This window comes from Idiomarina tyrosinivorans (assembly GCF_003987475.1).
GTDB lineage: Bacteria > Pseudomonadota > Gammaproteobacteria > Enterobacterales > Alteromonadaceae > Idiomarina > Idiomarina tyrosinivorans.
Genome location: NZ_PIQH01000001.1, coordinates 25,261 through 48,192 on the forward strand (window position 1 = coordinate 25,261; position 22,932 = coordinate 48,192).

Genomic DNA, 22,932 nt, shown 5'->3' on the forward strand with positions numbered 1-22,932 from the left:
TTGGAGTGGTTAGCAGAAGGATTTGGAGCAGCTGCTCTGGTCGTAAACTTTATTGGCTATCGGCAAAATACTGCTGATCGCTACCGTATCGTCGCAGCGCTAGCTCTAGCGCTGCTTTCTACCCATTGGTTCTTATTAGATGCCATGGCCGCTGGAATTGTTTGTGCCATCGCCAGTGTGCGAAATATTGTTGCTTTGCGTTATCACGGGCGCTGGACGTTAGCGGCTTTTGTATTACTTAACGTCGGCTTTTTTATTTGGGAATGGCGTGTTTATGGCGCTGATCTGCCGCTGTTTATTGCCTATGCCTCGGCTTTTGTGTTTACCGTAGGCTCTATTGTGCTAAATAACGCGACGCAAATTCGTCGGTGGTTTATTGTTGCAGAAAGTTTGGGACTCATTTACGCCTTGTTAATTGGAAGTGTTAGCGGTTCCCTGTTTAATATTGTTAACCTTACCAGCATCTTAACCAAGCTTTGGCAGGAAAGGGGCTTTAAACGGAACTAATTCGCCCCAATCTTATCCATTAGAGACACGTATAATAAAGGTTAGTAAGCATGCAACGCGGCCCTAGAAAACAGTTTTATATTCATCAACAAGGTAATGGTAGCCTGTTAGCGCGAATTCTTAGCATCTTAATTTTGTTGGTATTTGTAGGTCTGGCAATCACGTTTGGGTTTGTCTTTTTGATCATTGGCGCCATTGTGATGATTCCCGTGCTGTGGCGTCAACGGCAGACCATCAAGCAAGTTTGGCGCATGCGTAAAGCGGCACAAGATGCTCAGCAATATGCGCAACAGCAACGCCAACAGCAGCAGCAAGATGCAAATAGTCGCGTATTTGATGGTGAGTACGAAGAAGTAAACAAAGACGATAAATAATCTTAACAGTAATAAAAAAGGCGCCCGCTGTAAAAACAGGACGCCTTTTTTGTGCCTAGCTAGCAGTGCTGGCGATTATTCTTCCCGTTGTTTGGGTGGGAAGATTTTTCGTACCACGTAGAAGAATAACGGTACGAAGAAGATAGCCAAGATTGTGCCGCCAAGCATACCGCCAATGACCGCGGTACCGATGGCATTACGGCTAGCTGCACCGGCGCCACTTGATAACGCTAATGGCAATACGCCGAAGATAAAGGCAAAAGAGGTCATCAGAATGGGACGCAGACGTAAGCGCACCGCTTCTAGCGTGGCATCCCACAAATCTTTACCTTTTTCCTGCAAGTCTTTGGCGAATTCAACAATCAATATCGCGTTCCTAGCCGAGACCCCAACCGTGGTTAATAATCCGACTTGGAAGTAAACATCGTTTTGCCCGCCGGCTAATGTTGTCAGTAATACTGCGCCTAAGACACCTAGCGGAACGACCAGCATTACCGAGAAAGGGATCGACCAGCTCTCATACAACGCCGCTAAACAGAGGAATACAACGGTTAATGATATGACATAAAGCAGTGGTGCTTGATCACCTGATAACCGTTCTTGTAACGAGGTACCCGTCCATTCAAAGCCAATGCCTTCAGGGAGTTTAGCAATGATTTTTTCAATTTCGTTCATCGCATCACCGGAACTGTAGCCAGGCGCCGCCTGACCCTGAATTTCCATGGCGGGAACGCCGTTATAGCGTTCAAGGCGTTGTGGCCCAAACTCCCAACTAATGCTCGCAAAGGCGGCAAATGGCACCATCTCGCCTTGGTTATTGCGCACATAAAGTTGCTCAATATCCTTTGGCAACATACGGTCTTCGGCTTCCGCCTGCACATACACCCGTTTTACCCGACCCCGGTCAATGAAATCATTGACGTAAGTTGAACCTAACGCAGTGGTTAGGGTGCTGTTAATGGTTGGAATAGTGAGTCCTAGTGCAGTGGCCTTTTCGTAGTCGATATCTACTTTTAACTGCGGGGCATCTTCTAAGCCGTTTGGCCTCACTTGCATCAATTTTGGGTTTTGCGCCGCCATGCCAAGCAACTGGTTTCGTGCTTGTAACAGCGCTTCATGGCCTAAATTAGCGCGGTCCTGAATAAACAGGTTGAAACCTGTAGCCGTACCCAATTCTGGAATAGGTGGCAAGTTAAAGGCAAAAACCATGGCTTCTTTAATAGTACTGAAGTAACCCATTGCTTTACCAATGATAGCATTCACTTGTGCACTCGGTTGTTGTCGCTGCTCCCAATCTTTTAAGCGCACGAAAGCGATGCCGGCGTTTTGGCTGCGTCCTGCAAAGCTAAAGCCCACCACTGAGAACACCCCTTCAACAGGATCTTGGCTCATGTAGTACTGTTCGATTTTGTCCATGGTTTGGAGTGACTGCTCCATGGTTGACCCTACAGGGAGCTGCATCTGGGTTAAAAATACACCACGGTCCTCGTCCGGCAAGAACGAGCTTGGTAAGCGTACGAAAAGCACCCCTAGAATCACGATCAAGCCGCCATAGATCAGTCCAAAACGAATGGTACGGCGCAAAATAGCTGAGACTGATTGCCGATATTTAGTCGTGGCACGCTCGAGGCTTCGGTTAAACCAACCCAGTGGACCTTTGCGTTGACTTTTATCATGATTGACTGGTTTAAGAATGGTTGCACACAGCGCTGGTGAGAACACAATCGCCACCAATACCGATAGACCCATCGCTGAGATGATGGTTAACGAGAACTGCCGATAAACGGCGCCCGTTGAGCCGGGGAAGAACGCCATTGGGGTAAATACTGCCGCCATAACTAGGGCAATCGCTACCAAGGCGCCGGTGATTTGTCCCATCGATTTAATTGTAGCTTGGCGAGGCGATAAGCCTTCTTCTTCCATCAACCGTTCAACGTTCTCGACCACCACGATGGCATCGTCTACGAGCAAGCCGATAGCCAACACCATACCGAACATCGTTAGCGTGTTAATTGAGAAGCCAGCGAGCGCCATAATGCCCATGGTGCCCAGAATAACCACAGGAATTGCAAGCGTTGGGATAATAGTCGCACGGACGTTCTGTAAAAACAGATACATTAGCAAGAATACTAAGATAATGGCTTCTACGAGGGTTTTCGCGACCTCAGAAATAGATATTTTAACGAATGGCGTGGTGTCGTAGGGGATCACCATTTCCATGCCATCAGGAAAGAACTTGCTCAGTTCTTTAACACGCTCTTTGACTGCTTGGGCAGTGTCTAACGCGTTAGCTCCCGTTGCTAACTGGATCGCTAAGCCGGTTGCAGGTTTGCCATTGTAGTTTGCGACCACACTGTAATTTTCGCCACCTAATTCGACGCGCGCAACGTCATTTAACCGAACTTGCGAGCCATCAGGTTGGACTTTTAACAGAATTTTTGAAAACTCCTCGGGACTTTCCATCAGTGTCTGCGCCACAATCATTGCGTTGATACGCTGACCATCCACCGCCGGTAAGGCGCCCAACTCACCCGCAGCAACTTGGTTGTTTTGCGAGCGAATCGCGGCAACCACTTCGTCGGTGGTTATTTTGTAGTTGGTCATTGCTTGTGCATCGAGCCATATACGCATGGCATAAGGTGCGCCAAATAACTGAACATTACCCACACCTTGGGTTCGTGCAATGGGATCTTGTACGTTGGCCGACAAGTAGTCACTTAAATCAATTTGTGAGTAACGGTCGTCGGTTGCAACCATCGCCAAGACCATCAGGAATGAGCTGCTAGATTTCGAAACGACGACCCCTTGGCGTTGCACCACTTCTGGTAACAACGGGGTGGCTTGAGACAGTTTATTTTGTACCTGTACTTGGGCGATATCTGGGTCGGTACCTGTCGCAAATGTTAAGTTTACCGTGGCGCTACCAGCATTACTTTGCGACGACATATAAAGTAAGTTGTCAACGCCGTTCATGCTTTGCTCGATAATCTGTGTCACCGTATTTTGAACGGTTTTAGCGTTTGCTCCTGGGTAGGTGACTTGCACTGATACCGCAGGAGGTGCTAGTGACGGATACTGGGCAATTGGCAATTGGCTTAACGCCAAACTACCTGACATGATGATCAGGAGTGCAATAACCCACGCAAATATTGGCCGATTAATAAAAAACTTTGCCATGCTACGTTCCCTTACTGCGCTTGCTGGTTAGCGTTAGCATCAACCGGCTTTACCGGCATGCCTGGGCGGATTTTCTGTAAACCTGCAACAATCAGCTTATCGCCGGCATTTAAGCCGTCTTCAACCAACCATTTGTTGCCCAAAGCGCGGCTGATGGTTAGTTCACGGCGTTCGACTTGACCTTTGTCGTTAACGACAAAAGCGATAGGGCGACCACGGACATCACGGCTTACGCCTTCTTGCGGCGCAACGATGGCTCCGTTTACAGTACCTTCAGTTACTTTGGCGCGAACGAACATACCCGGCAGTAGATCGTGCTCTGGGTTGGGAAATTTCGCCCGCAAAGAAATCGCGCCGGTATCTTCGTCTACGCTAACTTCCGAGAATAGCAGTTCACCAGCATGATGGTAGCCGATGTTATCGACCATTAATTGCACTACGGCATTACCGTTTTTGGTACCCTCGATGTGACCTTCTTCGATTTCTTGCTTTAACTTCAAAAATTCTCTACTCGATTGGCTGATATCGACGTAAATGGGGTCGAGTTGTTGAATGACGGCCAATGGCGCAGTTTGTGAAGCGGTGACTAACGCGCCTTCGGTAAAATTAGAACGGCCAATTTGGCCACTAATCGGTGCTTTTACCTGAGTGTATTGCATGTTAATTCTGGCGCGAGTAAGGTTGGCCTCAGCCACTGATACCGCTGCCTTTGCTTCTAAATAGTTGGCTTGCGCTTCGTCATACTCTTGTTGACTAATGGCATTGTCTTTAATCAGGTTCTGGAAGCGGCTGTAACGTAAATCAGCGGTTTTAAGCATTGCTTGGGCGCGTTCGACTTCAGCTTTCGCGCTCTCCAATTCGGCTTTGTACGGACCGGGATCGATTTGATAAAGCGATTGGCCAGCTTCTACGTGCGCACCTTCCTCGAAGTTACGCTCTAACAGAATGCCAGACACTTGCGGACGGACCTCTGCCACACGATAGGCCGCGGTGCGTCCGGGTAATTCGGTAGCAAGCTCAACAGAGCTTGGCTGCAGTGTTACTACCCCAACTTCCATGGCTTGTTGTTGACCTTGTTGTCCTGCGCCGTTTTGCGAAGCATCGCCACAGGCCACGAGAGTGGTAGCGGCAACCGCTGCTGCTATGGCGGTTGCGATCAATCTACGCTGTTGCATGCAAAAATCCTCAAATTATGGTTTTTATGAATCCGTAAATTATACATACATACATGAATGTTTGTAAATTGGATTCCATTAAAATCCTACAAGAACAATCTTGCCGATGGTTTTATGCTGTTCGATATCATGATGGGCACGGCGTAAATTTTCGGCGTTAATAGTGCCGTAATTTTTTCCCACGGTGGTTACCAGTTTACCGGCGTCAACTGCAGCGGCGACTTGTTCTAACAAACGCTGCTGTTCGATCATGTCATCAGTAGCAAACATTGAGCGGGTGAACATAAACTCCCAATGCAGGCTAACCGATTTTTGTTTCAATAAGCTGACATCAATATCCTGTTCCGGATCGTCGATGAGCGCAACACGACCCTGTGGCGCAATAATTTCTGCAACGTTACTGAAGTGCTGATCGGTATGGGTCAAACAAGCCGCATCGGTAATTGCGCCGATGTTTAGTGCGTTAATTTGCGCCGTTAAATCTTGGCTGTGGTCGATAACATGGTCGGCGCCTAACGACGTTACCCATTGCTGACTTTCTGGGCGAGAAGCGGTCGCAATAACGGTCGCTTGGCTAAACGTTTTAGCAAGCTGAATCAGAATAGAGCCTACGCCTCCAGCACCACCAATGACTAACAAGGTACGTGGTTTACCCGGTTGCTGAATCTGTAGCCTTTCGAACAGCAATTCCCACGCGGTGATTGAGGTTAGCGGCAACGCAGCGGCTTGTTCGTCGGTTAAGCTGTGGGGCGCTTTTGCCGCTATTCGGTAGTCTACGCATTGAAACTCGGCATTACAGCCAGAACGTGTCACGTCGCCGGCAAACCAAACTCGGTCACCTGTACTGAACCCTGACGCTGAGCTGCCGGTTTCTACCACGGTACCAACCGCATCCCAGCCAAGCACTTTATAGCCAGATTCTGGCTCGGTGCGCTGGCGAATTTTGGTATCCACTGGGTTGACGGCGATTGCAGAAATTTGCACGAGTAAATCGGTTGCGCCCGGGGTGGGGCGCTTGAGTTCGATATCGACTAAGGCTTTAGGATTGTCGCTGGGGAGAGATTGCTGGTAGCCGACCGCTTTCATAGTTAGTCCTCATAATCTATTGCTGTTGGATAACCCCTGTTGCTGCTAGGGTGTCTGCCAATTGTTTTAACGCTGCCATCCCGACAATATCCTGGGCTAGCCATGGAAGCCGGTATTGCGGTTGCGCTGCTAGCCGCTGCTCTGCTTCTTGCAGATACACTTGCTGCTGCTCACGGCGTTGGGTTAAGAATTCATTATTACTGTCTTGCGGCAATAAGCGATTAACGATGGTGGCAAAAACCGGTAGTTTTTCTTTGCGGAGTTGGGTAATCGCACGTTCTGTTTCTAGTATAGGCAGTTTCTCCGCCAACAGAATAAACAGCATTTGGCTGTAGTCGGGATCAATAATCTTGCGTCGGCTGCGCTGAAATAGCCGCTGCCGTTCTAACAACTTTTCGGTGATTGCTTTGGTTCGGTCGGTCATACCATCGGTGGCATGTTGCTGGGGATCACTCATCGGATTGGCGACATCCTTACCGGCCTTTGGCGATAGGTGTTTAAGCACTCCCTGCAATTCTTCGGAGCGGTCTTGTGAGCGCAGCATTCCTTGCGTCCATGCAGCCATCGCTTCTGGCAAGGTCAGTAAGCGTAAGGTATGTCCGGTCGGGGCCGTATCAAAAATGATCAAATCATAATGGCTTTCCGCAAACTCGATTAATTGGCAAATGCGCTCGAGCAGGGCGGCTTCTTGTACCCCAGGAGATTGCATGCTGAGTTCGAGTTGACGCTCAATTTCTGGATACATATCGGGCATAGCAAAGCGTTTCATTTGCGCTTTTACCTGTTCAATATGCTGTCTTGCTTGATGGTCTGGGTCGATTTCTAAGGCGTCCAACTGCTGCGCGACGCGAGTAATGTCGTCGCCAATCTGGGTTTCAAATAAATCGGATAAGTTATGCGCTGGGTCGGTAGAAACCAAAAGGGTGTTTTTATGTTCACTGGCCAGTAGCGCCAATGCGGCAGACACAGAGGTTTTGCCCACTCCACCTTTACCACCAATCAGCAGCAGGCGGTGATCGAGTAGTGACATAGTCATTCCTGTAGTTGTGGCGTTAGTTTAGCAGCAACGGAAATGATCGAGCGGAGAGTGTTCCATCCCCATGCGTTGATGCCATTGATGGAATTGCTCCAACATCAAAGGTTGTAGTTCTAGCGTGTAGAAGGCGGCAGGGTTGGGCACGCCCATTAATTCAGAAAAGACCAGTAGCATGAACAGATCATCTTGATCGCGCTTAGCTCGGGCAATGGCTGAGCGATAAGGTGCGTTGTATACCTCGGTGGCATACGCATTTACCCTACCTAGCCAGTGCTTAATTTCCTTGAGCTTCATGCTACGTCGCCTTTCTGGTTAACCGATTAATCGGTGGGTTGCTGTTTTGCTTTGCGCAGTTTAGACAGACTCGCCGTTGCTTCTAGGGCAATCCAAACCGCAGCAATCAGTACGATTAAGTCTAGCGTAAACAGGAACCAGTCTGCTTTCAAATAGAATCCTTTTAGCTGAATCAATAACGCGATTACGGTCATGATCAGCAGGAAAATAAGTGGCAACAGGGTAAAGTACATTGGCCGCCCTAAGCGCACCAACATTACCGTAATCACCATCAGCGTTAAGCCCGCTAATAGCTGGTTTGTGGTACCAAACAATGGCCAAATTAATAAGCCACCTGAACCGTCGGCGCCACCTGCACCAAACGCCAAGATTAAACAGCTAGCAACGGCGAGTAACGTTGCGGCAACGCCTTTTTGCATCCACTTGATATTGTAGATGCTTCCCCATTCTTGGAAAATATAACGTTGCAAGCGTAAGCCGGTATCCATGGTGGTTCCGGCAAAAAGCACTGCCATTACGGTTAACAGAGTCTGCGAGATTTCTTCGCCCAAGCCCACTCCGTCGTGCAGAATATTGGCTCCACCGGTGACAAACGCCGCAACACCGCCTTGACCAAACGAGGTATAGACCGACTCCCAGTCGGCTAGCGTGGCAAAACCGGCGGTGGCAGCGATGATGGTTGCCAGTGACAGTGAACCTTCACCGATAGCGCCGAAATAGCCGACAAAACGCGCGTCTGTTTCCTTATCTAACTGCTTAGACGTGGTGCCTGAAGCAACAAGGCCATGGAACCCTGAGATCGCGCCACAGGCAATGGTCACGAACAACAGTGGCAGCATTGACGGCGTGCCTTCTGGGGTGTTGTGGTTAATCGCTGGGGCAGAAATGTCCGGCGCAGCGATAAGCACAGCAAGGTAAAGCAGGATCAAGCCGATAAATAGCTGCAAACCGTTGATGTAATCACGTGGTTGCAACAACATCCATACTGGAAGCATCGACGCAATCGCGGCGTAACCGAAGAGGATCAGAATCCAACCGGCGTTATCAGAAATGCCAAGCGTCATTTCTGGTAGAGACAGTGGCATACTAGGGCCGGCTACAATGAGTGCATAAAGGGCAATGACACCAAGAATTGAGACCATGCCCAAACTCATCCACTTACGGAAAATAACTTGACCGATAATCAGGGCAACGAAAATAGCCCCCCAAACTGGCACTACCGAGGATGGGAACTTGATCAGCAAGCCGGAAATGGCGGTGGCGAATACTGCGTTGACCATTAGCAACACAAGGAAGATAACGATCATAAACAAGTTGCGCGCGCGTTTACCGACGACATCGCCAGTGAGTGCACCAATTGATTTGGCTTTATTGCGGTTACTGGCCCAGATGGCGCCTGCGTCATGCACGCCGGCGAAGAAAATGGTGCCAAACACCACCCATAGGAACGCCGGTACCCAACCCCAGATAACCGCAATGGCAGGGCCGATAATCGGCGCTGCACCAGCAACGGAGGTAAAGTGGTGTCCCCACAATACGTATTTGTTGGTCGGAACAAAGTCCACGCCATCCTCAAATTCGTGAGCAGGCGTTTTGAAATTTGGGTCTAAGCGGTAAATTTTCTCGGCAATAAACTTGGAGTAGAACAAGTAGCCGAGCAACATAGCGCCAAGACCTAGCAGCATCATTGCGATTGCATTCATGGTATAGCCTCTTCTTATGGGTCTTGTTAGTCATGGCAAAGAATAGCGTAAATTGGCGTAAATGAGACATTCGACTAAAGTCTTAGATAGGGAAACCGTTGTTTTGACAGTTACTTAGCATTGGCGATCGTTTTTTTGACAGAATGCGTAGGATTAATAAGCAAAGCAAATTTTCAATCATTGAAAATGTTAAGGAGCGAACGTTATGCAAGTGGCTGTAATAGGTGCAAACGGTAAAGTCGGGCAACAAATTGTCGAGGATATCCAGCAAAGCCCTGCTCACGAAGTCATTGCTTGCGTGCGTAAAGAATCGCAACAACAAGCGTTAGAAGAGCGCGGAGTTGAGTCGCGTTTACTCGATTTAGAACGGTCAGTTGGCGCGATTAAGCAGGCCCTCAAAGGCTGTGATGCTGTGGTTTTTAGCGCTGGTTCCGGCGGTTCCACTGGCGACGATAAAACATTGCTCATCGATCTCGATGGGGCGATTAAAGTGATTGAAGCGAGTGAAGAACTCGGCGTTAAACGCTTTGTTATGGTGAGTGCTCTACAGGCAAATAATCGAGCGAACTGGAACGACAGTTTGCGCCCATATTACGCTGCCAAGCACTACGCAGATAAAGCACTAATGGCTTCATCATTAGAGTGGACCGTCGTTCGCCCTGGTGCGCTAATTGATGAACAGGGAACCGGGAAAATTGACCTCGGCAACGAATTGCAGCGCGGTAGCATTACTCGCGCAGACGTCGCTCACATTGTAGCGCGGTGTTTAGACAGAGAAAGCACAATTTATCGAGGATTCGATGTGGTCAATGGCGATACTGCCATTGATGATGCACTTCGTTCACTGTAAGCGTGTCGCTTACTGATAAATAGGGAGGTTGCCTATGTTACGCTGGGCACTAATATTTTTTATCGTCGCGATTATTGCTGGTGTACTCGGGTTTGGTGGCATTGCAGGTGCCGCTGCTGGGATTGCAAAAATTATCTTTTTCATCTTCTTGGTACTGTTGGTGATTTCACTCATTGCTAATGCGGCAAGGGGGAGAGGCCCGAAAGTCTAGCTAGGCTTAGTTATGAAGGTCAGACAGTTACCATACTACTATTTGGCAGGGGCAATCGTCGCTTCTGCCATTGCTTTTATACCCACCTTTCTCCCGGTTCAGCTGTTTTTGGCATGGACCGCGATTTCGTTGCTTTGCGTGGCATCGGCGTATTGGCTTAACAGCGCGAGTTTATTCCGCAAAAATCAAGATGGCCGTATACCAGTGGTCATTCGTCTTGCATTCATTCCATTTTTATTGGGAGCCACGCTTTATAATGCGTGGGCTCGACATCGCGAGTCGGTCCCGGCGTTGCAGCAGATTTCTGAAGGCCTTTTTGTTGGACGCCGTTTATTTCCCTCCGACGTGGAAATGTTGAAGCAACACAAAATAGCCGCTGTGTTGGATGTCACTGCAGAATTTGATGCACTGGATTGGAGCTTGTCGGATGCGGACATCCACTACCTAAACATTCCGGTGTTGGACCATGCTTCGCCAAGCATTGAACAGATTCATCAAGCCATCCAGTGGATAGACCATCAGCGCCGCCAACACGGCGCGGTATTAGTGCATTGCGCGTTAGGGCGAGGCCGCTCGGTGCTTATGGTGGCCGCCTATTTACTCAGCCAATGTGACGATAACGATGTCGATAAAGTGATGCAGCATATTAGTGACATTCGTTCGACGGCAAAACTCAACAGCCACCAGCGCAAATGCTTGAAAAGCTATAAACAACAACACCAGTTGGCGGTAACAGAAACCGCATGGGTCATTGCTAATCCCGTGTCAGGGGGAGGTAAATGGGAAAGTTATCAGCAACCATTACAGCAGGCATTGGCACCATACTTTCAGTTAGAAATTCTGGAAACCACGCCGGAGCACGATGCTGGAGCGTGCGCCAAAGACGCATTGCAACAGGGGGCAAAATTAGTGATTGCCTGTGGCGGAGATGGAACATTAGCCGCTGTCGCCGCCGCACTCAACGGTACTGAAACGGTGATGGGGGTGGTGCCCATGGGGACCGCCAATGCCTTAAGCCAAGTGATTTGGGGGGTATCATCTAAACTCTCGCCACTCAAGGCCGCCACCCGAACTATTATCGAAGGGCGCAAGCGCGCAGTGGATATCGCCTGCGCGAATGAACACACTGTGCTGCTCTGCGTGGGCGTAGGCTTTGAGCAGCAAATGATTGAACAGGCAGACCGTGAAGCAAAAGATAGGCTCGGGCAGTTGGCTTACCTGCAAGGTTTGTGGCAAGCCTGCCAAGCCAATCAACAGCTCGAGTTACAGCTTAGGGTGGATGATGGTGAGCAAGAAACCTTAACAACGGCTAGCGTGATTGTTGCTAACGCCGCACCGTTGACCACATTATTAGCGCAAGGAAACGGTGAACCAGTGGTAGACGATGGTAAACTCGATATGACCTGGCTAACGCCGGTAGACGGCGATCAAGGCCATTGGTTAAGCCTGGCGGAGTTGCTTTACCAAGGCGTGACTGAGGAGCGTTCAGGTGAGCGCAGTAACCACCGCCAAGTGCGCTCTGTTGAATTGGCGCGGGCCGATGGTGAGGCGCTGAAGTTTGTCGTGGATGGCGAGCCTTACCAAGCGCCAAAAGTAAAAATCAGCGTGCAACCCCATGCCATTCAATTACTGGTTTCTGAACGGCTAGACTACTAGCGAAATAAAAATCACGCCTATGGGTTATTTGGCAAGCGGGCGTTTAGTCTCAGTTGCAGCGGACTGCGTTTCCTCGTGCTGATAACGCTCCAGCTTGTTGTAAAGGGTTTTTACGCTTACGCCTAACTGCTCAGCGGTTTTACTACGGTTGCCCTGGTTCATCTCTAAGGTTGCCTCAATTGCCGCCTTTTCAAGTTGCTGCAGAGGCATGCCGGCCAGCGCTTTGTCGCCATTCGCGAGTGCGGTATCCTCGTTGAGGAGTAAATGTTCGACCATAATGTGCTGCTCGGCAAGCAAGTAGGCGCGTTCGACGCAATGTTTTAGCTGCCTAACGTTACCGGGCCAAGGAAACTGCTGGATATGTTCAAGCGCCGCCTGGCTAAAACGCTTTTGCTGTTGTTGCTGTTGGTTACGGTAAGCCAGAAAATGCTGCGCTAAACCAGCAATATCCGCTTCGCGTTCGCGCAGCGGCGGCAAACTCAATGGAAATTGGTTTAAGCGGAAAAATAAGTCTTCACGCAGTTGGCCCTGCGTAATCGCCTGCTCTAGGTCGCGGTTACTGGCAGCAATAATGCGCACATCAGCGCGATGCAACTGGTTAGAGCCGACAGGCCGGTAGTCGCCAGTCTCTAAAACTCGTAGTAACTTGGCTTGGTGCTCTAACGGCATTTCGGTAATCTCATCCAAGAATAGCGTGCCGTTATGAGCTTGCGAAAATAGCCCTTGATGGGATTGGGTCGCGCCAGTGAAAGCGCCCTTCACATGGCCAAATAACTCACTCTCAACTAACTCTCTCGACAGTGCCGCACAGTTGACCGCAATAAATGGCTGTTTGGCTCTTGTTGACGCGGCGTGCAGGGTTTGCGCAGCGAGCTCTTTACCGGTGCCGCTTTCCGCTTGAATAAACACATTTTGATCGGTGGTCGCTAACCGCCTCAAGGTTTTATAAAGCTCGCGCATTACCGTTGATGAGCCCACTAGACTACCAAATTGATCTAGCTGACTTTGGCTCGGCGGTTGTGCTTGCGGTTGGCTAGGGCAAAGCTGTTGTTGTAATTCGCTAACCGAAGCAAGCAGTTCGGTTAAAGCGACCGGATGACGAAATAATTGTCCCGCACCTTGCAATATTGCTTTGTCGAGAAAGGCATTAGGAGACCCATCACTGATAAAAATCCATTCGATAGGCTGTAATAAGTGTTCTATTTTATCGAATGTCTTTTGGTCGAAATTTACGCTCTCGACAATCGCCACTTGATAGCTATTAAGCAATTCTTGTGGGCATTGCTCAAGGCTAGTGAATTGTTGGCAATTAAAAGACTGCATGGCAGGGTGCTCAAGGAGTGCATTTTTGAGCGCTAGGGTACTGATAGATAAAAGTAATCCTGGCGCTTTGTTGTTGATCGCGTTGGCTTGGTGTGACATTCGCTACAATTCCTTTTTTTCGAAGTTAGCGATGCAACAACGAAAATGATGAGAGAAAGTAATGTAGCGTTTTACGCAACTTTTTCGAAAAAAGATTACGACTTTTTCGGAAACGGTAATTTTTTCTCGACATTCCGGAAAATTCTACTGATGACGTCACTCAGAACCACTAAACATGCTCTCTAGACTCAGTAAAATAGCCGCCCACCAGTTGGCACAGCCCTTGAATAGCGCTATTACGTCATGCAAAAAATAGGTCACTTAATGGAAGCCAATACTGCAATCACGCCGTCGCAACTTCCTGAGGCAGATAAAGCGCTGTTATGTGCGGTGCAAGCGCTGCTCGATGGTAGCGCTAAGTTTTTCGCCAGTTTAGCGTTGCGTAATCAAGCCTCTGAAATGGGTAGCCGTTATGCGACTAATAGTCGTGTGGTGCGACTCGCTGAAGCACTGGTCAGCCAACAGATTCAGGGTTGGAGGGTCATGTTGGACCAACAATGGTTGTTAACCTGTTTGTGGTACCGGCATAAAGCTGAGTTGATTAATCGCCGCAATAATTACACCTTGTCGCTTGCCAGCTTGTTGGAACACGAACAACAGGTAATGACGCTACTGAGGAGTATTCCGCGACGGCTGGAAACACCAGTACTCAAGCAACACTTAGCAAGCATTATTGCAACCTTGCAGATTCAGCACGACAACTGGACAACCGGCATCAGTGATGCGCTTGAGCAAAAAAGTGACCGTAGCGTTAGCGATTAAAGCGCTGGAGTAATGCTGACACCGCCGTATTTGGAAACGGCTGCTTCACAGTGATTGCGTAAAATTGTTCATAGACGTTGGGGAGTTGCAGGTAACGTTGCAATAAACCCGATTGTAACTCGTCGCGGACAACGACATCGGGAATGGCTGCTAAAGCGCCGCTATCCCGAACTAACAGTCGTAACATCGCCATGTCATCCGCCTCTGCGATGATTTCTGGGCGCCATTGGTACTCTGTACTCAACATATCAAATGCGCCGCGAATAGGTGTGTTCTCTGGTGGCAACACCCATTGTTGACGTTTTAACTGCGGATCTTGCAGGCTACTGATCGGGTAGCCGGGCACGCCGACAATATAAATGGCTTGGCGTGCCAACAGTTTACTTTGCCAAATTTGTTGGTCACTGCTGGTCACCTCCGTATTGGCTAGCGCTACATCAATACGGTATTCGCTGAGCTCGGTAAGCAACTGGTGATGCGCCATCGAGTGCAGACGATAGCGAGCATGCGGTTGCTTCATCAATTCGCTGATCACTTGTTCGATAAAGTTACGTGACATCGTCGACGCGTGGCCAATACGAATAACGGTATCTTTACTGCTGGCCCCATTTTTTAGCTGTTCAACCAGCTGCTCGCCTTCTTTGAAAATGCGTTCAGCCGTTTGCTTGGCAATATAGCCCGCTTGGGTGAGCAAAAGCTTGCGTCCACGGCGTTCGAATAGCGGTTGTCCAAACCATTGTTCTAGCTGCTTTATCTGGCTCGACAGCGCCGATTGTGAGATATGTAGGGTCTCGGCGGTCTTAGTGAGGTGGCCTGAATCTGCGACTTTCCAAAAGTAGTAAAGATGGTGATAGTTCATTATTCTGTTAAACCGAACAATAAATTAGTAATTATCTATTTTACTTAACTTTGCGAACACTGCAAGATGCTGACATATCCGACGAAAGAGGGCGTGCGTAGTGACTGAATGGCTAACCTTGGAAGGGATTCGATCAATAATGGTCGTGCTGGTTGTGGGTTTAGCAACCATTATTTTCCGTTACGGCTGGTTTAACTTTCGCTTAGAGCCCGAACGTAAACGTTTTTTAACCTACATAACCCTGACGTCTATCGCTGTTTTGGTGGTAATTGTTGCCAATAACTTACTGTTATTCTGGCTAGGTTGGGTCAGTATCAGCCTAGGCCTGCATCAATTACTGCTATTTTATCCCGACCGACTTCGAGCCCAACTGGCGGCGCATAAAAAGTTTGTATTTTCGCGCTTAGCCGAGCTCACCCTAGGTTTAGCCTTTGCCGTTATCTACTTCGTTACTGGTGATATGGCGTTGACCAGTGCGCAACCGAGTTTCTTGGCGCAGGCGTCCAGTCTTCAACTCAACTTGGTGGCTTGTTTGTTGGCGGCTACGGCGCTATTAAAGTGTGCGCAAATGCCATTCCATGGTTGGTTGATCCAGGTTGTGGAAGCGCCAACGCCGGTGTCTGCGCTGCTGCATGCGGGCATTATTAACCTGGGTGGCTTTTTATTGTTAATTAACATTCCTATTTTGGAAGCCAGCAGCGCTGCACAATGGTTACTGTTGGTGGTTAGCGCGGTGTCGCTAGGCTTGGCGACACTGATAATGGCTACCCGCATCAGCATTAAAGTGCAGCTTGCTTGGTCGACCTGTGCCCAGATGGGCTGGATGTTGTTAGAAATTGCGCTGGGTTACTACGCCTTAGCAGCACTGCACTTGCTTGCCCATTCAGTGTACAAAGCCCATTCCTTTCTCGGCAGTGGGCAATTAGAAATGAATCCTAAGCAAGCCATGAACAGTAAAAACGTTAACGGCTGGTTACTCGCCGCTACCATTGTCGTGGTGTTCGCGCTGATGTGGCTGGTGAAAGGGCATGCGTACTTTACCGCGGCGTTGATGGTAACCGCCATGCTGGTTAGTGTATTTACCCCCAATTCACGCTACTTCGGTACGCTGCACGCGGTGTGCTTGTTTGCAATTTATCTGGTATTCAGCCTCATTAGCGAACACGGTTTGTTGGCCAGCGATGCGCCCGCATTGGCAAAAGAAGTCTTTGCCAGTATTGCGGTGTTAGCGATATTCGTCGCGCAAAGAATTTTGCTCAGCAGTGATTTTAATAACCGCTCACAAGCACTGTTTGTGTGGCTGAATGCCGGCGGTTACATCGATGAACACATTACTCGCTGGGTATTAGCGATATGGCCACAACGAGTGCGGGGAACACGATGAAACAGTTTATTGAACAAGCGAAGTCTGTCGCCAATAGCATTGCGCCAATGTGGCCGCTAGATGAGAGCATTGCTATTAACCCGTGTTGGGAGTTTACCGATCAACCGATTGAGCAAGTGGCTGCGCTGTGGCAGTTCTGCGGTGATATTAAACTGCTAATGCCGTTAAGCTTTTACCGTCAGCAGTTAGGCGAAAATGACCCGGAATTTGTGAAACAGCAGTTCAAGCTTCGCGGCACCGAGAACCGTGACTTACCGCGTTGGCGCAATGTCGCCGAACTGTTAGACCAAGTGCAAAAACGCAAACAAGCGATTCCGTGGCGTGATGAAGTGGTCGCCAATATCAGCCAAGCGTGTGGCTTGTATGCGCAATACCCCGACCGTTTTGCCGAAAAAGATTCGCTTTATCACCACTGGTTAGTGCTGGGTCGCAAAGATCAGGGCATTGAGAGCGTGATGGTCGAACCGGAGTTACATGAGCGCTTTCATGGTTTGCCTGATACCGCCGACGAACTGTTCGCGGCCTGCTTTGACAGCATGCTAAAAGACGTGCCAGAACAGGCGCGTTATTGCTACCTTTTAGCGCTACAAATGGACGTGCTGGGTTGGGCCTCGAGTTTTGCTTTGCAACGCTGGCGCCATAACGATGGCCGTTTAGTAGCAGAATTATTAGCCATACGTATGGCTTGGGATCTTATTTTGTGGCTGCATTGCGAAAATCGCCATCCCAAGCGCTTCGTCGAACTGCGCGAGTTATTCCAGCAGCAAATACAGGCGGCACCGGCGGCTATTGAAACCATTAAACAACAGCAACAACCGCTGTGGCAGCTACAACACCGCTACGAAAGCTTGCAGCTAGACCAATTTAATTGGCAACCACCAAGCACTAGCGATACTGTGGCTCCAGCGTTCCAAGCGGTGTTCTGTATTGATACTCGTTCTGAGCGGCTGCGCAAAGGGCTAGAACAGCAAAGCGATTTTCAAACCTTTGGTTTTGCCGGGTTCTTTGGTTTACCGATCAATTATCAATCGCCAGCGGATGGCCGCGTAAGAGCACAAGCGCCTGGATTGTTAAATCCCGCGTCTATGGTAACGCCTGCCACAGTCTCAAAGAAAGCAGGTAAGCTGGACATCAAAGCCTTATTCAAGCAGCCGTTAGCCAGCTTAACCGCGGTAGAAACTTTGGGTTTTTCACGCCTACCGCAACTCATAGGCCAAGGTAAGAACCCAAGGTACGATGATTTAACCGCGCTTCAAGCATTGCGGGTAGATGCTGCCGAAACCGATGTGCTGAATTGGCTAGAAGGGTTGTTAGGCGGATTGGGGATCGAGCAGTGGGCCGACGACTTTGTGTTTGTGGGGCACAGTTCGCATCACCGAAATAATGCCCAACAAGCGGCTATGAAGTGTGGTGCTTGTGGAGGCCAAAGTGGCGGCGTGAATGCGCAACTAGCAGCCGAATTGTTGAATCAACAGCCGGTTCGAGAAGGCTTAGCCGAACGTGGCTGGAATATTCCGACAACCACGACCTTCCACGCAGCCTTGCATGAGACAGTGACTGACCAACTGCACATGCTAACCCCAAATGCCCCGGAAGCGCTGCTGAAACGCTTCAGCGATGCCGCCGACTTTGCTCGACAACACCGCTATGACAGTAACGAGAGCGACAACGGTGGACTGCTGGCGTGGTTCCAACGGAAGGCCAAAAACTGGTCAGAAGTTCGCCCCGAGTGGGGGTTAGCGGATAACTGTTTATTGTTATTCGCGGACCGCAAACGCAGTCGGGAATTGAGCTTTAACGGCCGTGCATTTTTGCATGAATATAACGCCAGCAACGATAACAATGGTGAACTTTTGGCGCAGTTGCTACAAGCACCCGGCATAGTTGCACACTGGATTAACAGCCAATATTACACCTCTGTCACGGATCCTGACCGCTTGGGTAGCGGCAATAAGCTGCTGCATAACCGGGTGGCGAATAATGTCGGGGTGTTTGAGGGTAACGGCGGCGATTTACGCATCGGTCTAGCGCGGCAGTCGGTGCACGATGGTAACCAGTGGCGCCACCGCCCTGTGCGGCTGCGGGTGGTGGTTGATGCCGAAGAGCAGGTAATAGTGAGAGCCTTAGAGCAAGCACCACCGTTCCGTAATCTGGTCGATAATGGATGGTTGTTTATTCAACGCCTCAGCCCAGCAGGTGAGTTATGTCCGGTGAGCATCAACGCCGCTTAAACAAAGCAAGCGTAGTGGCGGCGGACGCGGACAAGCCAATTACCGCAGCAATTTTAACCAAACATGGTAAAGCGCAAGTGTTGGCTCCGTTGTTTCATCAGCAACTGGGCTGGCAGCTGCGTGGCAGCGATGGCTTTGATACCGATAAGTTAGGCATGTTTAGTGGTGAAATCCCGCGCACAATGACGCCACTAGAATGCGCCACCGAAAAAGCGCAATTAGCCTTGGCGCATAGTGATGCAGAGTTTGGTTTAGGTAGCGAGGGAAGCTTTAATAGCACGTATTTCGGCCTGATGGTGATGAACCAAGAGCTTTTAGTGCTGCGCCATCGGCATAGTAATTTTACCGTGGTGGCTAGCGCGCAACGGCCCGTTGCTGCGGTACAACGGCAGTGCCGAACCATAACACAGATGAACGCCTACATTGACGCGTTACCGCCAGGGCAGAAATTCATTGCCGAAATGGTCGCTCCTGAAACCGCTAAAACGCGCGTCGCAAAAGGGTTAAGCGCGTTGTCTGAGTTACTGCAACAACTACCAGAAGTGCGCGTAAGTAGCGATAATGAGCCGCTGCAGCACGCAGTCACACTCAGTTGGGATTTCCGTGCGCATAATTGCCCTGAACGCCAGCAGACTATCGCTCGTGCTGGTGAAGATCTGTTACGACGGCTACAGCATTACTGCCCACACTGCGAATGTCCTAACTTTGTCGCAGAGCCGTATGAAAAAGGGTTGCCCTGTGAGGTATGTGGCTCGCCGACACAACAATGGCGCAGCCAACGAGCCTTATGTCAGCAATGCGGATACGCGCACATTAGCGCATTAGAACCCACGACTGCGGCGCCAGATCTGTGTGATTTTTGTAACCCCTAGGTGATGCGCTTTGCTGGCTGTGTAAGCATTATGTAACTTTACAAAAAAGCGCTTGCGCAAAAGCCTGCCAGGTTAGACAGTAGCTACTGCTGAATAATCAACGGAGCTTTTGATGAAAATTTCAGGCCAGTTCGACGTAAAACTCAACCCGTTAGATACCTTCACTAAAGGTCGCGACACTATCAAGTTAGGCCGAATGGCTATAGAAAAGGTGTTTCATGGCGAGCTCACCGCATCCAGTAAAGGTGAAATGCTCAGTGCCATGACGCCAGTAAAAGGCTCGGCCGGCTATGTAGCAATAGAACAAGTCTCGGGAACCTTGTGCGAGCGTGACGGCAGCTTTGTATTGCAACACTACGGCATAATGAACCGTGGCGAAGATAAATTAGTATTAGAAGTATTACCCGACTCTGGTACAGGCCAATTGCAAGGATTGCGAGGGCAAATGGCAATCAGCGTGGAAAACGGTGAACACTATTACCAATTTGACTTCAGCCTGCCAGATCTCGCCGAATAATTACGCAGGAGGACCTTATGGCTACGGGTTGGGCGCCTGACGGCGCCGTGCAAGAGCAAATAGATGCCAGCATAGAGGATGCCGTGCAACAAGCACGGAGCAACCTACAGCAGGGTGAAAGCCTGCAATATTGTGAAGAGTGTGGCGAGGAAATTCCTGAGGCACGCCGTAAAGCGCGGCCCGGGGTGCGTTTATGTCTTGACTGCCAAGCTGAACGCGAGCAACAACAGCAATCAGCCGCTGTGGTGAACCGCCGCGGCAGTAAAGATAGCCAGCTACGTTAGTCTCTTGATTTTGGCTGGTAGCCTTTGCCAAGGCCGCCACTCATCGTCAGTTGCAAAGCCTCTGCTGGCTTCATGTCTAACGATTCAATACAGCTTTTCGGCACTATCACCATGTAACCGCCAACGTTGTAGCTCATCGGTAAAAACACGGCGACGTGTTGTTCATCCAGTTGCTTAGAGAGGGTATCGTTTTTTACCCCACTTTTTTTGGTGATAATGCCAATAACCTTCAGTTCACTGCCGGGCAGAGTGACCATGACCACCGATTCTTCGGCAAAGTTTTTCCCCGACATCATTTCAAACACATCGTTAATGGTGCCATAGACCGAGCGTAACAGCGGCATGCGATTAAGTAACTTGCCAGGTAGCTGCCAGAGGCTATTAATAATGCCCCAACGTGAGCTAAAGCCAACGAACAGCGCTAACAGCAAAAAGCTTACAAAAGCTAAGCCCGGTACATAGTATTGCTCGCCGACAATGGCCGTCCAAATAGGGCTCAACCACTTTTCAATGGTCACTAACAACCAGCGCACCACCGCAATAGTGATGATGATCGGCAGCAAAATGGCGAGGCCCTTTAAGAAGTGGTTTAATAGGCGTTTCATAGGCGTACTTGAGACCTTAATGGCAAATAGGCCACCAGCTTAGCGAGTTGTCCACTCAGTTGAAATGGCCTTGACAAAATTTAACTGGCAGGCTGTTTGGCGAGCCAACTATCCAAGTGGTTGGCGAACTGTTGTTTGTCGCGTTGTGACAGCGGTGGCGGACCGCCAGACTGAATGCCACTGGCTCTCATGGTATCCATAAAGTCGCGGATATTGAGCCGTGAACGAATATTGTCTTTGGTAAATAACTCACCGCGTGGAGAAAGCGCCGTGGCACCTTTTTCAATCACATCATTGGCGAGCGGGATATCGCTGGTAATGACCAAATCGCCCGCATTAACTCGCTGGACAATCTCGTTGTCGGCAATATCGAAGCCTTGGCTGACTTGTAGCGCCGAGATCCATTTTGATGGCGGCGTGCGCAATGGCTGATTAGCTACCAGTACCAGCGCCATAGGCTTGCGGTTAGCAGCACGGAACAGCGTTTCTTTGATCGCCGCGGGACAAGCGTCGGCATCTACCCATATGGTCAATGACTTTCCCCTTAATATTATCACTGCTGCTTGTAATTTTTATGTTAACAGAACATCATGGGGTTGGACTGATAACAATAAGCAAGGAGCATTAAATGCGTAATTTTTTCTTTTTCGACACCATGATTGTTCCAAAGATCATCACCGTGGTCTACTGGTTAATCATGCTGGCGGTTGTGGTTGCGGGTGTGGGCCAGATGTTTGCCTACCAAGGCAGCGTTATAATGGGGCTAGTGTACATTATTCTTGGAATTGTTGGCGCTCGCATTTGGTGCGAAATGGTTATCGTGATTTTCAAAATCCACGAAAACCTCAAGCGCATTGCCGACCGCAACGGCGCTGAATAAAATAATACTGTGACATAATCACAAAAAGGATTTTGTATGTCGACGACTGGAGCGCGCCAGACCTTGGCGCGCCAATGGGAATTGCTTAAATTACTGCCAACTAGGGCGCCAGGTATGACAGCTCGTGCTATTTGCCAAGTGCTTAACGAGCAAGGCTTTGACGTTTCCAAGCGCCAAGTTGAACGAGATCTTGATCAACTATCACAGTCGTTTGCGTTGGTTTGCAACGATAAGGGTAAGCCCTATGGGTGGCATTGGATGACTGGCGCGAGTATTGATTTGCCAGCGATTTCTGCGGCTGAGGCTTTATCAATCACTATGGTTGAAAAAATCCTTAAACCGTTAGTTCCAGGAACAATACTTCAGTCGATCGCGCCGCGCTTAAACCAAGCCAAGGAAAAACTGAATAAGTTACAGCAACATCAAACGTTTATTGGCTGGCAAAATAAAGTCGCTTACGTGCCGGCAACGTTACAACAACGCGCGCCAACGGTTGATGACGAGGTGCTATATAATACTCAGTTGGCGTTACTACATAACCACTGCCTTAAAGCCAATTATCAACCGGTGGGTCAGCCAGCGAAAGACTATATATTACATCCGTTAGGGCTGGTTCAGCGAGGTATCTGTACCTATTTGGTTGCGACGGTTGAACCTTATAATGATCCCCGATTATTTGCTTTACACCGCATGCATGCGGTGACAAGATGTAACGATAAGCCAGTGGTTGTGCCTCGCGGGTTCACCTTAAAACGTTATCTCGATGATGGCGCATTACAATTTACTGACGGTGTGACTTTTGTAGTAAAAGCCCGAGTGACTAATGAGCTTGCTATGCATATTAGCGAAACACCATTGAGCGAGGACCAGCGTATCAACGCAGAAGAGCATGGCAGCATCTTAACGGCGACCGTTGCTGACTCTTGGCAACTTCGCTGGTGGATTAAGTCGATGGGCGCTCAGATAGAAATTCTTGAACCCGCAACGCTGCGATCAGATATCGCAACCGAACTCGCTAAAGCCCTGAGCGCCTATCAGTAGTTATTA

Annotated in this window: 23 protein-coding genes; 13 read left to right on the plus strand and 10 right to left on the minus strand. The window is 49.4% G+C overall.

The annotated features are described in order from the left end of the window. Together CWI84_RS00115 and CWI84_RS00120 are read left to right on the plus strand one after the other, a co-directional pair. Positions 1-507: a YgjV family protein gene (locus CWI84_RS00115; RefSeq protein ID WP_126840557.1), complete on the plus strand. Its 507-nt coding sequence runs from the start codon at positions 1-3 to the stop codon at positions 505-507. A 50-nt stretch (positions 508-557) separates the two neighbouring features. Continuing rightward, positions 558-881 carry a hypothetical protein gene (locus CWI84_RS00120; RefSeq protein ID WP_126840558.1) on the plus strand — a complete coding sequence of 108 codons (324 nt, stop codon included), beginning with the start codon at positions 558-560 and terminating at the stop codon, positions 879-881. A gap of 75 nt (positions 882-956) precedes the next feature. Here the strand turns inward: CWI84_RS00120 and CWI84_RS00125 are convergent, their stop codons facing one another. The 6 genes from CWI84_RS00125 to CWI84_RS00150 form a co-directional block, all read right to left on the minus strand. Continuing rightward, on the minus strand, positions 957-4,058 hold the full coding sequence (locus tag CWI84_RS00125; RefSeq protein ID WP_126840559.1) for an efflux RND transporter permease subunit: 3,102 nt from the start codon (positions 4,056-4,058) through the stop codon (positions 957-959). 11 nt (positions 4,059-4,069) lie between these two features. Then, the gene (locus CWI84_RS00130; RefSeq protein ID WP_126840560.1) at positions 4,070-5,233 is read right to left on the minus strand and encodes an efflux RND transporter periplasmic adaptor subunit; all 1,164 of its coding nucleotides are present in this window, start codon (positions 5,231-5,233) and stop codon (positions 4,070-4,072) included. A gap of 78 nt (positions 5,234-5,311) precedes the next feature. Further along, positions 5,312-6,319 carry a zinc-binding alcohol dehydrogenase family protein gene (locus CWI84_RS00135; RefSeq protein ID WP_126840561.1) on the minus strand — a complete coding sequence of 336 codons (1,008 nt, stop codon included), beginning with the start codon at positions 6,317-6,319 and terminating at the stop codon, positions 5,312-5,314. Positions 6,320-6,335: 16 nt separating this feature from the next. After that, positions 6,336-7,349, minus strand: coding sequence for an ArsA family ATPase (locus tag CWI84_RS00140; protein ID WP_126840562.1), 1,014 nt, complete (start codon positions 7,347-7,349; stop codon positions 6,336-6,338). 27 nt (positions 7,350-7,376) lie between these two features. Next, positions 7,377-7,649 (minus strand): cory-CC-star protein, encoded by a 273-nt coding sequence (locus CWI84_RS00145; RefSeq protein WP_126840563.1) that lies wholly within the window; start codon positions 7,647-7,649, stop codon positions 7,377-7,379. Between the two features lie 26 nt (positions 7,650-7,675). Next, positions 7,676-9,352: a carbon starvation CstA family protein gene (locus CWI84_RS00150; RefSeq protein ID WP_126840564.1), complete on the minus strand. Its 1,677-nt coding sequence runs from the start codon at positions 9,350-9,352 to the stop codon at positions 7,676-7,678. A gap of 205 nt (positions 9,353-9,557) precedes the next feature. On the opposite strand from CWI84_RS00150, the gene CWI84_RS00155 reads away from it, so the two are divergent. The 3 genes from CWI84_RS00155 to CWI84_RS00165 are packed head-to-tail and all read left to right on the plus strand — an operon-like array spanning position 9,558 to position 12,069. After that, entirely contained in the window at positions 9,558-10,202 is a 645-nt protein-coding gene (locus CWI84_RS00155) for an SDR family oxidoreductase (RefSeq protein WP_126840565.1), read from the plus strand. 34 nt (positions 10,203-10,236) lie between these two features. Then, positions 10,237-10,413, plus strand: a complete 177-nt coding sequence (locus CWI84_RS00160; protein WP_126840566.1) for a DUF1328 domain-containing protein — start codon at positions 10,237-10,239, stop codon at positions 10,411-10,413. Between the two features lie 12 nt (positions 10,414-10,425). Then, complete coding sequence (locus tag CWI84_RS00165; protein WP_126840567.1) at positions 10,426-12,069, plus strand: diacylglycerol kinase family protein; 1,644 nt, start codon at positions 10,426-10,428, stop codon at positions 12,067-12,069. Positions 12,070-12,093: 24 nt separating this feature from the next. Here the strand turns inward: CWI84_RS00165 and CWI84_RS00170 are convergent, their stop codons facing one another. Beyond that, positions 12,094-13,491 carry a sigma-54 interaction domain-containing protein gene (locus CWI84_RS00170; RefSeq protein ID WP_198674457.1) on the minus strand — a complete coding sequence of 466 codons (1,398 nt, stop codon included), beginning with the start codon at positions 13,489-13,491 and terminating at the stop codon, positions 12,094-12,096. Positions 13,492-13,755: 264 nt separating this feature from the next. Here CWI84_RS00170 and CWI84_RS00175 point away from each other — a divergent pair, with 264 nt between their 5' ends. After that, a complete protein-coding gene (locus CWI84_RS00175; RefSeq protein WP_126840568.1) occupies positions 13,756-14,253 on the plus strand; it encodes a hypothetical protein in 498 nt (165 codons plus the stop codon). On the opposite strand, the gene CWI84_RS00180 is transcribed toward CWI84_RS00175, so the two are convergent. Further along, the gene (locus CWI84_RS00180; RefSeq protein ID WP_126840569.1) at positions 14,243-15,112 is read right to left on the minus strand and encodes a LysR family transcriptional regulator; all 870 of its coding nucleotides are present in this window, start codon (positions 15,110-15,112) and stop codon (positions 14,243-14,245) included. The genes CWI84_RS00175 and CWI84_RS00180 overlap by 11 nt on opposite strands. A 100-nt stretch (positions 15,113-15,212) precedes the next feature. Here CWI84_RS00180 and CWI84_RS00185 point away from each other — a divergent pair, with 100 nt between their 5' ends. From CWI84_RS00185 to CWI84_RS00205, 5 genes are all read left to right on the plus strand, one after another. Continuing rightward, the gene (locus tag CWI84_RS00185) at positions 15,213-16,496 is read left to right on the plus strand and encodes an NADH-quinone oxidoreductase subunit L (protein WP_126840570.1); all 1,284 of its coding nucleotides are present in this window, start codon (positions 15,213-15,215) and stop codon (positions 16,494-16,496) included. Then, entirely contained in the window at positions 16,493-18,727 is a 2,235-nt protein-coding gene (locus CWI84_RS00190; protein WP_157980973.1) for a putative inorganic carbon transporter subunit DabA, read from the plus strand. Before CWI84_RS00185 ends, CWI84_RS00190 begins: the two co-directional genes overlap by 4 nt. Next, positions 18,700-19,599, plus strand: a complete 900-nt coding sequence (locus CWI84_RS00195; protein ID WP_126840572.1) for a DUF6671 family protein — start codon at positions 18,700-18,702, stop codon at positions 19,597-19,599. Before CWI84_RS00190 ends, CWI84_RS00195 begins: the two co-directional genes overlap by 28 nt. Before the next feature lie 112 nt (positions 19,600-19,711). Continuing rightward, positions 19,712-20,116 carry a DUF3224 domain-containing protein gene (locus tag CWI84_RS00200; protein ID WP_126840573.1) on the plus strand — a complete coding sequence of 135 codons (405 nt, stop codon included), beginning with the start codon at positions 19,712-19,714 and terminating at the stop codon, positions 20,114-20,116. A 17-nt stretch (positions 20,117-20,133) separates the two neighbouring features. Next, positions 20,134-20,400 carry a DksA/TraR family C4-type zinc finger protein gene (locus tag CWI84_RS00205; protein WP_126840574.1) on the plus strand — a complete coding sequence of 89 codons (267 nt, stop codon included), beginning with the start codon at positions 20,134-20,136 and terminating at the stop codon, positions 20,398-20,400. Here the strand turns inward: CWI84_RS00205 and CWI84_RS00210 are convergent. After that, complete coding sequence (locus CWI84_RS00210) at positions 20,397-21,005, minus strand: DUF502 domain-containing protein (protein ID WP_126840575.1); 609 nt, start codon at positions 21,003-21,005, stop codon at positions 20,397-20,399. The genes CWI84_RS00205 and CWI84_RS00210 overlap by 4 nt on opposite strands. A gap of 80 nt (positions 21,006-21,085) precedes the next feature. Then, positions 21,086-21,538, minus strand: coding sequence for a YaiI/YqxD family protein (locus CWI84_RS00215; RefSeq protein WP_126840576.1), 453 nt, complete (start codon positions 21,536-21,538; stop codon positions 21,086-21,088). Between the two features lie 95 nt (positions 21,539-21,633). Here CWI84_RS00215 and CWI84_RS00220 point away from each other — a divergent pair, with 95 nt between their 5' ends. Then, positions 21,634-21,885 carry a DUF4282 domain-containing protein gene (locus CWI84_RS00220; protein WP_126840577.1) on the plus strand — a complete coding sequence of 84 codons (252 nt, stop codon included), beginning with the start codon at positions 21,634-21,636 and terminating at the stop codon, positions 21,883-21,885. Positions 21,886-21,921: 36 nt separating this feature from the next. Next, a complete protein-coding gene (locus CWI84_RS00225) occupies positions 21,922-22,926 on the plus strand; it encodes a helix-turn-helix transcriptional regulator (RefSeq protein ID WP_126840578.1) in 1,005 nt (334 codons plus the stop codon). Positions 22,927-22,932 lie beyond the last annotated feature (6 nt).

Bases quoted from the DNA above. Each gene is read 5' to 3' on its own strand.
- CWI84_RS00210 (WP_126840575.1), bottom strand. From the start codon at position 21,005: ATGAAACGCCTATTAAACCACTTCTTAAAGGGCCTCGCCATTTTGCTG.
- CWI84_RS00165 (WP_126840567.1), top strand. From the start codon at position 10,426: ATGAAGGTCAGACAGTTACCATACTACTATTTGGCAGGGGCAATCGTC.
- CWI84_RS00190 (WP_157980973.1), top strand. From the start codon at position 16,493: ATGAAACAGTTTATTGAACAAGCGAAGTCTGTCGCCAATAGCATTGCG.
- CWI84_RS00220 (WP_126840577.1), top strand. From the start codon at position 21,634: ATGCGTAATTTTTTCTTTTTCGACACCATGATTGTTCCAAAGATCATC.
- CWI84_RS00155 (WP_126840565.1), top strand. From the start codon at position 9,558: ATGCAAGTGGCTGTAATAGGTGCAAACGGTAAAGTCGGGCAACAAATT.
- CWI84_RS00125 (WP_126840559.1), bottom strand. From the start codon at position 4,058: ATGGCAAAGTTTTTTATTAATCGGCCAATATTTGCGTGGGTTATTGCA.
- CWI84_RS00135 (WP_126840561.1), bottom strand. From the start codon at position 6,319: ATGAAAGCGGTCGGCTACCAGCAATCTCTCCCCAGCGACAATCCTAAA.
- CWI84_RS00225 (WP_126840578.1), top strand. From the start codon at position 21,922: ATGTCGACGACTGGAGCGCGCCAGACCTTGGCGCGCCAATGGGAATTG.
- CWI84_RS00200 (WP_126840573.1), top strand. From the start codon at position 19,712: ATGAAAATTTCAGGCCAGTTCGACGTAAAACTCAACCCGTTAGATACC.
- CWI84_RS00140 (WP_126840562.1), bottom strand. From the start codon at position 7,349: ATGTCACTACTCGATCACCGCCTGCTGCTGATTGGTGGTAAAGGTGGA.
- CWI84_RS00195 (WP_126840572.1), top strand. From the start codon at position 18,700: ATGTCCGGTGAGCATCAACGCCGCTTAAACAAAGCAAGCGTAGTGGCG.
- CWI84_RS00175 (WP_126840568.1), top strand. From the start codon at position 13,756: ATGGAAGCCAATACTGCAATCACGCCGTCGCAACTTCCTGAGGCAGAT.
- CWI84_RS00180 (WP_126840569.1), bottom strand. From the start codon at position 15,112: ATGAACTATCACCATCTTTACTACTTTTGGAAAGTCGCAGATTCAGGC.
- CWI84_RS00205 (WP_126840574.1), top strand. From the start codon at position 20,134: ATGGCTACGGGTTGGGCGCCTGACGGCGCCGTGCAAGAGCAAATAGAT.
- CWI84_RS00160 (WP_126840566.1), top strand. From the start codon at position 10,237: ATGTTACGCTGGGCACTAATATTTTTTATCGTCGCGATTATTGCTGGT.
- CWI84_RS00130 (WP_126840560.1), bottom strand. From the start codon at position 5,233: ATGCAACAGCGTAGATTGATCGCAACCGCCATAGCAGCAGCGGTTGCC.
- CWI84_RS00120 (WP_126840558.1), top strand. From the start codon at position 558: ATGCAACGCGGCCCTAGAAAACAGTTTTATATTCATCAACAAGGTAAT.
- CWI84_RS00150 (WP_126840564.1), bottom strand. From the start codon at position 9,352: ATGAATGCAATCGCAATGATGCTGCTAGGTCTTGGCGCTATGTTGCTC.
- CWI84_RS00145 (WP_126840563.1), bottom strand. From the start codon at position 7,649: ATGAAGCTCAAGGAAATTAAGCACTGGCTAGGTAGGGTAAATGCGTAT.
- CWI84_RS00170 (WP_198674457.1), bottom strand. From the start codon at position 13,491: ATGTCACACCAAGCCAACGCGATCAACAACAAAGCGCCAGGATTACTT.